Origin of the sequence: Brevibacillus fulvus (assembly GCF_016908525.1) — a bacterium.
Classification (GTDB): Bacteria; Bacillota; Bacilli; order Brevibacillales; family Brevibacillaceae; genus Brevibacillus_G; species Brevibacillus_G fulvus.
This window is the reverse complement of sequence record NZ_JAFBEB010000011.1, coordinates 124,017-135,123: the sequence shown is the minus strand read 5'-3', so window position 1 is coordinate 135,123 and position 11,107 is coordinate 124,017. Positions and strand designations below refer to the sequence as shown.

Here is an 11,107-nt window from a genome sequence, read left to right as displayed (position 1 = left end):
CTGAGCTAAGGGCACAAAATGGAGCGGACGACGGGTCTCGAACCCGCGACCTTCGCCTTGGCAAGGCGACGCTCTACCAATTGAGCTACGTCCGCATGGTGCGGTCAAGAGGACTTGAACCTCCACGGTGTTGCCACCACTAGAACCTGAATCTAGCGCGTCTGCCAATTCCGCCATGACCGCATGCTTTACAAGCATAACATAGTACTCAACAAAAAGCAAGTGACAGTATTTCGCAATTGAAATGGCGGAGCTGACGGGACTCGAACCCGCGACCTCCGGTGTGACAGACCGGCGTGAACTCCAACTTCACCACAGCTCCATGAAAAAAAACCACACCAAAACGTTTGCAATGATAACTGTCCAATGGTGGAGGCTGACGGGATCGAACCGCCGACCCTCTGCTTGTAAGGCAGATGCTCTCCCAGCTGAGCTAAGCCTCCGCAACACCCCACAAAGTCACTTTGTGGGGGAACCATTCGAATATGGTGACCCGTAGGGGATTCGAACCCCTGTATGACAGCGTGAAAGGCTGCTGTGTTAAACCGCTTCACCAACGGGCCATTTTTCAACTTCCTAGTAAACCTCTCAACGTTTATTAATGATAGCAGATGATAGACTCAAAATCAATAGGAAATTTTTAAGACTGCCGCAAAAAATACGGCAGTCTATTTAATTACGGCAAAATAACGATATTGCTTGTAACTGGACGCTCACGTCCGTCCGATGGGTGGTTCAAGACTCTCCCTTTATAGTAGAAAGCACTTGAGCCCCCTCCATCAAGGTTGTATGCATCTCTCACATGAAACTCCAGCAATTTTCTTTGTGCTTCTTCCAATGTTACCCCTTGGCTGCCGCCTCTGCCGCGTCCATCAATGACAATAAACAGCAAATCGCCGTTGTCAAAATGACCAATCAACGTACGCGGATGTTTGGCGTTGGCCCAGTCACTCGGAATCTTCATTTTCTTGCCGTCTTGCAACAATGTAGGCAAGAAACTCGCTCCTTGCAGGACGCCCATCCGCTGGATCTGTTCCTTGGAAGTCACTTTTCCGCCAACCAATCGGCCTTTGTTATTAAAACCAACAAAGCTAAGATTCGTATTGGTGGAAAAAGTCTTAATCTGTCCATCTACAACCGTGATCCCGATTGGAGAGACATAACCGCCGGAACTGTTAAATCCGCCAGCGTTTATCGCCAAAACAGCTCCCTTCCGTTTCGCCGCATGGCTTGTCGTTTCCCCCCGGCTTTTCACCTGGTCGTTTGCCAAAACCACCTTCAAAGCGTTGGGATTGGTTAGCCGCACCTTGGCCATATAACCGCTGTATCCGGACTCTTCAAGGGAATACACTTTAATCGTCGCATTTTTCCCAAAGGTTTGTCCTATCGGATCACCTAGCAAATTGGACAAAATGCTATCCAACACATCGGCTGAATACTTCGTTTGCGATTTGCTTGCCGTCAGCAGCTGATTCACTTGTTCATTCTGTTGTTCATACGCTTGCTTTTCCTTCTCGGCTGACTCCTGAATCTCTTCAATTGTGCTTCCCGTTTCCTCGACAATTTCCGAAGCTTCACTGAGCCGATCTTGCAACAGCGCTGTTTGCTTTTCATAGTCACTAACAGGCAAATGAAGAGTATCCTGGGTAAAGTTGGCGGTTGGATCAGCTTGCGAGAACGCTACGATAAACCCGAGCGCTGGCGCAAAGAGAAACAAACAAAACCGATGGAATTTACCAAGCACGAGCAGCATCCTCCAATTTTTTGAGCGAAGCTTTCAACTCTGTCAACTGACTGTTAAGCTGATCGATCCGATCCTGCAACGCTTCCTTGGTTTTGTTCGTACCCCCAATCGCCTCTCCTGTCAATTCCAAATCTTCTTGAATGGAGGATAACCCGTCTTTTACCTGTTCCATTTCATCCTGGACATCGTTCATTTGCTCTTCCAGCAGTGCGACCTGCTGAGCATTCGTTTTCTCTATTTCGTCAATCCGCTGTTCCAATTGGGCTTGATTTTTCTCTAACGTATAATTGGCAAAGGCATAGCCTCCGCAAGCCAGTCCAACCCACAAAACGACGCTGAGCACCATCGGTAAAACTTTCCGTTTTCCTTCGGTCTGTTCCTGCGTCGCCGTCCGGGCCAAACTGGAAAACAACCCGCCTCTTTGCCGTCTTCTCGTCTTTTTGTCCGTAGCCGGCAATGGCGAAGATTGTGCAGTCGTGGTGGAATAATAGTCTTTCCCCATCCTCTACTCCTCCTTTCATGTGACAAAGGATGAGTCTATATTATAGCATAATTCAAAATTCGACACCTATCACTTTATTACCATCTTTCAATACAACAAAGAGAAAAGCCAAGCCCCTTCCACAACAGGCAGCCTAGCTTTTCTCTTCCGATAACGACTTGTCGTTTTCCTTGTATTTGGTCGGCAGCGTAATGAAAAAGCTTGTTCCGACCCCTTCCTCGCTTTCGACGCGAACCTTTCCGCGATGCGCTTCGATAATCCATTTGGCGATCGACAGTCCCAAACCCGTCCCCTCTTCAGCGCGGGATCGCATCTTGTCTCCGCGGTAAAAGCGGTCAAAAATCAAATGCAGATCTGACTTGGGTATCCCGATTCCCGTATCGGTCACCGTCAACAGTGCGCTATTTCCGGCATGTTTGCAACTGATCGTAATCGTCCCGCGCTCATTGGTATATTTCAAGGCATTATCCAGCAAGATGACTATCAGCTGATGCAATCTGCCTTCGTCTCCGTAAACTTCCAGCGGCTCTTCCAAATCAGTCGTCAGCGTGATCATTTTCAACTGGGCCAACGGTTCAAAAGATTGCACGCTCTTTTTGACAACTTCCTCCAGACGCACTTTTTGATGCAATATTTGCAGTTCGTTGGAGTCAGAGCGAGCCAACGTCAGCAGGTTGGAAATCAGTTTATTGAGCCGCTTCCCTTCCTGAATCGTGATCGAAATCGTTTCGCTCTCTTGTTCAATCGTGTGCTCGGGATACAAAAATAATTGCTCCAAATTAATGAGAATAACCGATAAGGGCGTGCGCAACTCATGGGAGGCATCGGCAACAAACTGCTGCTGCTTTTCCCAGGAACGTTTGATTGGCACAAGCGCTCTCCGCGCCAAAAATGTTCCGGTTACGACCGCAATGATGATGCCCACCACTTCACCGATCGCCAACACATAGACCAGTGTGCTGAGCATCTTTTCTTCCGGTTCCAAATTGTAGATCAACTGCACCTGATGGACGTTTTGCGGCTCTCCGTTGAGAACGACCATCTTGTCGAGAGGCAACGTATAAACCCGGTATGGTTGTTGATTGACGGTAAGTGTGCGAATCCCTTCCGTTTGCGTTGTCATCCGAAATTGCAACAATTCGTCTTCGGCCATCGTTTCCCCAAACGCCTTGCCCAGCATTTGATAATTGCCGTCCCACATTAACAAGATGATCCGCCGGTCGAAATCCAACCATTTTTTCCGATCCAATCGTAATGGCGGGTCCATGCGCATGGGAGGAATCGGGGCATCCTTCATATGAGCGGCGATCCGGGTCAATTCACCGTCCACTTGCAAATAGAGCCGGTATTTCATGGTGAAATAAAAAGCTCCTCCCAAACCATTCAGCAAAAGAATCACAACAATTACATTAAGCATAACCAAACGAATCTGGGTCTTCCTAAACATCCCCTACGTTTCCCTTCATCATATAACCAACATTGCGAATCGTACGAATAAAGTTGTCACATTCGTAATCAGCCAGCTTTTTTCGCAAATAATGAACATACACATCGACGATACCGTAGTTCACTTCCGAGTTAATGCCCCAGATACGATCGAAAATTTGTTCTCTGGTCAAGATTTGCTCGCGATTGTGTAAAAAATATTTCAACAGCTCAAATTCCTTCGTTGTCAATTTGAGCGCATGATCCCCAACATATCCGTCATACTCGGCGGCTTTGATCTTGATCGGGCCGTAGGCCAATTCTCCTTCCGAAGCCAGCTTGCCATATCGCCGCAACACAACACGGGTTCGAGCCAACAACTCTTCCACGGCAAACGGCTTGACGATGTAGTCATCCGCGCCGGCATCCAAGCCAATCACTCTCGACTCCACGCTGTCTTTCGCGGTGAGAAATAAAACGGGGGTGACAATTCCTTTTTCCCGCAGCCGTTTGATTACCGTCAACCCATCAAGGCCAGGCAACATGATGTCCAGCAGCAACAAATCATAGCTGCCCCGCTCTCCCATCATGAATCCGTCGTCTCCGCGTTCTGCGCTGTCAACCTGATAGCCTTCTCTTGTCAGAACTTTCGTTATCGCCTGCAGTAAATGCTTGTCATCTTCTACCACCAGGATTCGCATTCTCTTCCACCTTTCTATTACGAGAAAAGTGGCATTCCAAGAATACCACTTTTCTCATTGTACCTATTTTTTTGTGGAATGGTTACTCGGATTTTTTTTCCATGGCAGGGCGTTTCATTCCGTTTTCCACCATGTTTTTGACTCGCTCTTCGATGCCATCTTTCATACTATCTGCTTGTTCTGCTGTCAGCTTGCCCGCTTTGACTGCTTCATCCAGGCGGCTTTCTTCCTGTTCGACCAGCAGATCGATCACTTTGTCTTCGGCGACGCCTTGCGCTTCGGCGATTTCCGCCAATGTTTTGCCTTCCTTGAACGCCGCTTGCAAGTCTTCCGCTTTCAAATCAAGCAGGCTCAGCAGCTCTTCGCTGTCAAATCGCCCGAAGCCGCGTCCCATTCCTGGTTGGTGGGTATTTTCAACCATGTTTTTGACTCGCTCTTCGATGCCATCTTTCATACTATCTGCTTGTTCTGCTGTCAGCTTGCCCGCTTTGATTGCTTCATCCAGGCGGCTTTCTTCCTGTTCAACCAGCAGATCGATCACTTTGTCTTCGGCGACGCCTTGCGCTTCGGCGATTTCCGCCAATGTTTTGCCTTCTTTGAACGCCGCTTGCAAGTCTTCCGCTTTCAAATCAAGCAGACTCAGCAGCTCTTCGTTATTCCAGTTCCCTCCCTTCTGAAGTGCGAACCCTCCCTTGAAATGAGGTGCCGGTGCTGTTGTATTTGATTGAGAGGAATCTGTTGCTGCATATACGCTAGCGAATCCACCTACGCTTAACACGGTTGCCAGCGCTCCCATCAGTAATCCCACCCTAGCTTTGCTAAACATGGTCATCATCCTTTCCTTATCATTTTGTCCTTGTCCCTTGTGGGTACATGTCTAAGTGTAGTGTTTGAATCTTAAACTCGCTTTAGAGAACTGTGGAAAAATGGTGGAATTCCTTTGGAAACGTTGGTGCAAAACAAATGCCCGACAAATCGGGCTATGGTAAACTTCGATACACTCTTTCCGGACGGCCGACAACACCATACGAAAGATCTGTTGTGGCCTCTCCTCTCCCCACCAGGTATTCAAGATAACGCCGTGCCGTTGAGCGGCTTGTCCCCGTCTCCTGGCCGACTTGCTCGGAGGTCGCTTCCCCTTTTTCCTTGAGGTAATCGCTTATTTTTGCCAAGGTAATCTTGTCGATTCCTTTGGTGAATTTCCCTTCGTTGGCAGCTTTGCTTCCCGCTGCCCGCATCAATTGATCGATTTCTTCCTGGTGAATCCGCGGTTTCTCCCGTTTAAGCCGCTGCAGCTTGTTTCGAAACTCTCGGTAATTTTGCAAAGTTTGCCGCAAGCGTTCAAACACTAACGGCTTGGCGATAAAATCAAACACGCCCAGCCGAATCGCTTCCGCCACCGTATCGACCTCTCTGGCAGCCGTTAGCATAATCACATCTGTCCGGTACGGATGCTCTTTCATATAAGACAGCAGTTCTAACCCGTTTATATCTGGAAAGTAAACATCCAGCAGCACGAGGTCGGGGAGCAGGAGTTCCAATTGATCTTTTGCTTCCTGCCCGCTGGCAGCGATCCCGACAACCTGGAAGCCATCCACCCTTTCCACAAACCGGCGATTGACTTCGGCTATCCGCAAATCGTCCTCCACCACCAAAACTTGAATCGGCTTCTCCTCTCCATTGACTGCCATTGCGTTTTTTACCTCCCTTTGTTCTGATCCGCCTGTTTGGGAAGCGATACCGTAAACATCGTACCGCCCAGCGGATGATCTGAAAAAGTGATATAACCGCCCAAATGATCGACAGCCTGTTTGACCAGCGCCAGTCCATATCCGCGGGTTCCCTCCGCTTTCGTAGAAAACCCGGTCTGGAAAATCGCTTCCGCATGTTCCGGGGGAATTCCCGCTCCGCGATCTTCTACCTCGATTAAAAGATCCTCACCGATATCCATCAGCAACACTTTCACATGTCTCGCATGCGCGCCCGGAGCCAGAACCGCCTCCATTGCATTATCGATCAAATTCCCCATGATCGTAACCAATTGACGGCGGTCAATGGCGGCGGGAATTTGCCGAAAACTGCTTTCTTCATCCAATTCCAGCTTTACACCCAGTTCCTGCGCCTGATTGAGCTTGCCAATCAACAAACCGGCGATGATCGGATCGGGCACCTCGCGCATAATAAAGCGGGTGTGATTGAGATGCAGATCGGTTTCGGTTGAAATAAAATCAATTGCCTCCTGATACGACTCCAATTGGAGCAGTCCTGATATTAGATATAATTTATTGGAATATTCATGAGTTTGCGCCCGCAACGCATCGGCATAGTCTTTTATCCGCGACAGCTCTTCCGTCACCCGGTACAGCTCGGTCTTGTCACGAAAACTGGCCACCGCCCCGATCACCCGATTCTGCTCATCCAAAATCGGCACGCGATTCACCACCAGAACATTGCCGCCGATCGTCACCTCTTCATCAAAGACAGGCTGCTGGGAGCGGAGCACTTCCAACAGGTGAAATTTGCTGATGTGCATGCCGGTGATATCTTGCTGACTGTTTAAACCCATCATTTGAATTGCCGGTTGATTGGCCAATGTGATAAAACCTTGCGCATTCACTGCCAAAATTCCTTCGCGAATCGATTGCAGAATCGCCTGTTTCTCCCGATAAAGCTGCCCGATTTCTGCCGGCTCCAAGCCCAAAATCGCTTTTTTTACGGAACGAGCGATCAGCACCGTACCCACGATCCCCAAGGACAGGGAAACCAAGACCAAAACGATAATCTTGTTGCGATAAGAGGTGATCGTCTGTTGAATATCTTTTATCAGGAATCCGACCGAAACAACGCCGATCACCTGTTTTTGGTCATTAAAAATCGGCGCCTTCCCGCGAAGTGAGGGCCCCAATGAACCGACCGCTTCCGAAATGATCGAATGGCCTTCGAATACTTCCTGATCGTCTCCTCCTTGCATTTCCTGACCGATTCGTTCCGGCACTGGATGTGAATAACGGATGCCTTGCCTGTTGCCAATCGTCACAAATTCGGCATTGGTCTCAACGCGAATGGTTTCCGCCAGCGGCGCGATAATCCTCGACGGCTGCGGATCGGCAAAAGCTTCTTTTATCTCTGGCATGCTGGCGACGGTTTTGGCCACGCTCAAGGCTCTGTTGCCTATCTCCTGGCGCAGCGTATTGGCCAGCATATATTCATAAGACAGACCAAGCAATACAATGACCAGCAAGAGCAAAACGCCGAACAACAATATCAGTTTACTTTGAAAACGCACCAGATCACCTCTCTATCAGTCTAACAGAAAAAGACCGATCAAAATCGGTCTTCATTTTTTACAATATTGAACTTTTTTACAGAGAGAACCCGCCGGTAAGCAAAGCAACGACGATCATTACCAAAGATGTCCCAATAGCCCATTTGAAGATGGCCCGCTGATTTTCGCCAAAATCTACCCCAACCATACCGACCAGCAAATACGCGGCAGCGTAGAGCGGACTTAACACATGGACGGGCATGCCGATAATCGAGGCGCGTCCGATCTCCACAGGATCAATCCCATAGGTGGCGGCTGTTTGGGCAAGAATCGGCAAAACACCGAAGTAATAGGCGTCATTTGACATAAAATAGGTGAACGGCATGCTGGTGATCGCCACCAAAACCGGCAAATGTGAGCCTAATGATTCCGGAAGCAATGAAACGAGAGAAGTCGCCATCGCATCGACCATTTTCGTCCCCGTTAAAATGCCGGTAAAAATCCCTGCGGCAAATACGAGCGAGACAACATTAAACGCATTGGCCGCATGCGCTTCCATCCGTTCTTTTTGCATTTTCAAATTTGGATAATTGATCAGCAACGCAAGGGCGACCGCGGTCATAAACAAAATCGGGATCGGCAGCCAGCTCATTACCAGCGCTACCATCAGCAATACCGTCAATAGGAAGTTAATCCAGATCAGCCGCGGACGCTTCAGTTCGGTTTGTTCCGCTGCGGCCAGTTGCTCTGCCGTTTCCGCAGACAGTATCTCCGGCCGATCCATTTCAACGATTCCGATTCTCCTCCGTTCTTTTTTCCCCAGCAAGTATGCAACGAATAATACCCAGATCATCCCGCCGATCATTGCAGGAACCATCGGAGTAAATAATTGAGAGGTGTCGAGGCTTAATACACTCATGGCTCTCGCCGTCGGCCCGCCCCAGGGAGTCATATTCATAACCCCCATCGATAACATCGGGACAATTGTTAGGATCATCGGTTTCATGCCAATACGCTTGTACAAAGGAAGCATTGCTGAAACCGTTATCATATATGTTGTAGTGCCGTCGCCGTCAAGCGCCACCATCATGGAAAGAATCCCGGTGCCGATCGCAATCTTCACTGGATCGCCTTTCACGATTTTGAGGATCTTGGCAATCAACGGATCAAATAACCCGACATCCATCATGATTCCAAAATATAAAATCGCAAATAACAGCATTACCCCTGTGGGAGCAATCTGAGACAAGCCATCAAGCATCATTTCTCCCAAACGAGAGGCGAATCCGCCAACCAGCGCGAACGCAATCGGCAACACAATCAGCGCGATAAACGCGGACAGTCGTTTGGTCATAATCAGAAACATAAATACAGCGATCATTCCATATCCCAATAAAGCTAGCAAAAGTCTCACGCCCCCCTCCGAAAGAATGCGCTTTCAATTCGGTCTGAAAGTGTTTTCATTATAACAACCTGTAAATAACAGAGGAATAAATCAGAAATAAACGATAAAAAAATTGTTTTTATCATTTTGTTCATTTTGTGAACGGAAGGAATCCGCTAAGCTTTACATGGTTTCATCCATTCATTACAGTAGGAGAGGAAATCATTTGATTTATCTTTACAAAGACAAATTCGTAACGAGGGCAAGAAGATGGTGTTTCAGCAAATTTTTACAATCGTGTCGATCATCAACCTGATTTTTGCGGCCGTATTGATTTTTTTAGAGCGGCGCAATATAGCGGCTACCTGGGCCTGGCTTATGGTGCTGCTGTTTCTGCCTGGTCTCGGCTTCGTCCTGTATTTAATGCTCGGCCAAAACCTGAGCAAACGAAAAATTTATAAAATCAAGCAGGAAGAATTCAGCTTTGTGCAGCTGAGAGTCAAAGAGCAACTGGAACAACTGCATACGGATCAATTGGCGTTAAACGACCCGATGATGCACAACTACCGTGATCTCATCTCCATGCATCTGGCCAACGATTACGCGCTCTACACGCAAGACAATCATTTGCAAATTTTCACCAACGGGCAGAGCAAATTTAATCAGCTGCTGGCTTCGATCGAAGGAGCAACCGACCATATTCATTTGATGTACTATATTTTCCGGCCGGACGAATTGGGGCGAAAAATTGTCGACGCGCTCATCCGCAAAGCCCAGGAAGGGGTGGAAGTCCGGCTGTTGTACGACCATATCGGTTCCCTGTCACTTTCTCGCCGCTTTTTTCGACCGTTGCGGGAAGCCGGTGGCCAAGTAGCCGCTTTTTTTCCATCCCGTATCCCTTATCTGAATATCAGGCTCAATTTCCGAAACCACCGCAAACTGGCCATCATCGACGGAAAAACCGGATTTATCGGCGGCTTTAATGTCGGCAATGAATATTTGGGTCTGGACAAACAGCTGGGCTACTGGCGCGATACTCATTTGATGCTGAAAGGCAGTGCTGTCCATGCCATCCAGACCCGCTTCTTTCTCGATTGGAATCTGGCGTCCCGCAGCAAGTTGGAGCCGGATCTGCGCTATTTTCCCGAGCTGGACAGCGACGGGCGCGTGGGCATCCAGATCGTCTCCAGCGGCCCCAATTCGGAACGGCACCAGATTCACCATGGGTATGTAAAGATGATCCATGACGCCAAAAAGTACGTCTATTTGCAGACACCGTATTTTATCCCGGACGAAAGCTTGCTGACCGCTCTTCGCATCGCCGCATTGTCCGGGATTGATGTGAAAGTGATGTTTCCTTTTAAATCCGACAACCCGATCGTCTACTGGGCTTCCTATACGTATCTGGGCGAACTGTTGAAAGATGGCGTCAAATGCTACTTTTATCAAAAAGGGTTTTTGCATGCCAAAACGCTGGTGATTGACGATAAAATCGCCACCGTTGGCACGGCAAATGCCGATATTCGCAGCTTTAAGCTGAACTTTGAAAGCAACGCTTTTATTTACGATTCGTCTGCCGCAACGCATCTGGCGGAGATTTTCCTTAACGACTTGGAGGATTGCCGGGAGATGACTTTGGAGCAGTACCGGAATCGGCCGGTCTCGGCCTTGCTCAAAGAATCGCTGGCCCGATTGCTCTCCCCGATTTTTTAATGCAACGCAAAACAGACCCCGCTCGATTCGGGGTCTTTGCTTTGTCTCAAGCGGAATAACAGATCAACGGATCATCCGCGGATACAACACAATATTCCACCATATAGATTGCGATGGTCATAGCCAGCAACACGCCCAGTCGAGCAATAAATGCGTTCCGGCAGAATGTGTCAGCAAGTTGCGCAATCCATCGACGAGATAACTCATCGGGTTGATCGTGGCAATCAATTTTGACCATCCGGGCATGATTTCGATTGGGTACAGCGCACTGGATGAAAAAAACAGCGGCATGGGAATAATCGAAACAAGCTCAGCTTGCCAGCTTCAGCTTAAATATCTTAGCAAATGATTGACAATGTCCTCCAGTTTTTCC

The 11,107-nt window shown here is 48.5% G+C and carries 10 protein-coding genes and 5 tRNA genes; 1 reads left to right on the top strand and 14 read right to left on the bottom strand.

Features of this window, described 5'->3' with window-relative positions:
• Positions 1-19: 19 nt before the first annotated feature.
• From JOD01_RS15090 to JOD01_RS15030, 13 genes are all read right to left on the bottom strand, one after another.
• A tRNA-Gly gene (locus JOD01_RS15090) sits at positions 20-95 on the bottom strand.
• A gap of 1 nt (position 96) precedes the next feature.
• A tRNA-Leu gene (locus JOD01_RS15085) sits at positions 97-183 on the bottom strand.
• Positions 184-245: 62 nt separating this feature from the next.
• Positions 246-322 (bottom strand) — tRNA-Asp (locus tag JOD01_RS15080).
• 45 nt (positions 323-367) lie between these two features.
• Positions 368-443 (bottom strand) — tRNA-Val (locus tag JOD01_RS15075).
• Between the two features lie 43 nt (positions 444-486).
• A tRNA-Glu gene (locus tag JOD01_RS15070) sits at positions 487-563 on the bottom strand.
• A 113-nt stretch (positions 564-676) separates the two neighbouring features.
• The gene (locus tag JOD01_RS15065) at positions 677-1,744 is read right to left on the bottom strand and encodes a phosphodiester glycosidase family protein (RefSeq protein ID WP_338028568.1); all 1,068 of its coding nucleotides are present in this window, start codon (positions 1,742-1,744) and stop codon (positions 677-679) included.
• Positions 1,734-2,246, bottom strand: a complete 513-nt coding sequence (locus JOD01_RS15060) for a hypothetical protein (protein WP_204519130.1) — start codon at positions 2,244-2,246, stop codon at positions 1,734-1,736. Before JOD01_RS15060 ends, JOD01_RS15065 begins: the two co-directional genes overlap by 11 nt.
• 133 nt (positions 2,247-2,379) lie before the next feature.
• Entirely contained in the window at positions 2,380-3,693 is a 1,314-nt protein-coding gene (locus JOD01_RS15055) for a sensor histidine kinase (protein ID WP_204519129.1), read from the bottom strand.
• Positions 3,686-4,372: a response regulator transcription factor gene (locus tag JOD01_RS15050; protein ID WP_204519128.1), complete on the bottom strand. Its 687-nt coding sequence runs from the start codon at positions 4,370-4,372 to the stop codon at positions 3,686-3,688. Before JOD01_RS15050 ends, JOD01_RS15055 begins: the two co-directional genes overlap by 8 nt.
• A gap of 82 nt (positions 4,373-4,454) precedes the next feature.
• Positions 4,455-5,198: a DUF2680 domain-containing protein gene (locus tag JOD01_RS15045; protein WP_204519127.1), complete on the bottom strand. Its 744-nt coding sequence runs from the start codon at positions 5,196-5,198 to the stop codon at positions 4,455-4,457.
• Positions 5,199-5,352: 154 nt separating this feature from the next.
• Complete coding sequence (locus tag JOD01_RS15040; protein ID WP_204519126.1) at positions 5,353-6,063, bottom strand: response regulator; 711 nt, start codon at positions 6,061-6,063, stop codon at positions 5,353-5,355.
• A gap of 8 nt (positions 6,064-6,071) precedes the next feature.
• Positions 6,072-7,658 carry an ATP-binding protein gene (locus JOD01_RS15035; protein WP_204519125.1) on the bottom strand — a complete coding sequence of 529 codons (1,587 nt, stop codon included), beginning with the start codon at positions 7,656-7,658 and terminating at the stop codon, positions 6,072-6,074.
• A gap of 76 nt (positions 7,659-7,734) precedes the next feature.
• Positions 7,735-9,042, bottom strand: coding sequence for a CitMHS family transporter (locus tag JOD01_RS15030; RefSeq protein WP_204519143.1), 1,308 nt, complete (start codon positions 9,040-9,042; stop codon positions 7,735-7,737).
• Between the two features lie 249 nt (positions 9,043-9,291).
• Here JOD01_RS15030 and cls point away from each other — a divergent pair, with 249 nt between their 5' ends.
• Positions 9,292-10,734 carry a cardiolipin synthase gene (gene cls, locus JOD01_RS15025; RefSeq protein WP_204519124.1) on the top strand — a complete coding sequence of 481 codons (1,443 nt, stop codon included), beginning with the start codon at positions 9,292-9,294 and terminating at the stop codon, positions 10,732-10,734.
• A 117-nt stretch (positions 10,735-10,851) separates the two neighbouring features.
• Here the strand turns inward: cls and JOD01_RS15020 are convergent, their stop codons facing one another.
• Positions 10,852-11,031, bottom strand: a complete 180-nt coding sequence (locus tag JOD01_RS15020; RefSeq protein ID WP_338028571.1) for an ABC transporter permease — start codon at positions 11,029-11,031, stop codon at positions 10,852-10,854.
• Between the last annotated feature and the right edge of the window lie 76 nt (positions 11,032-11,107).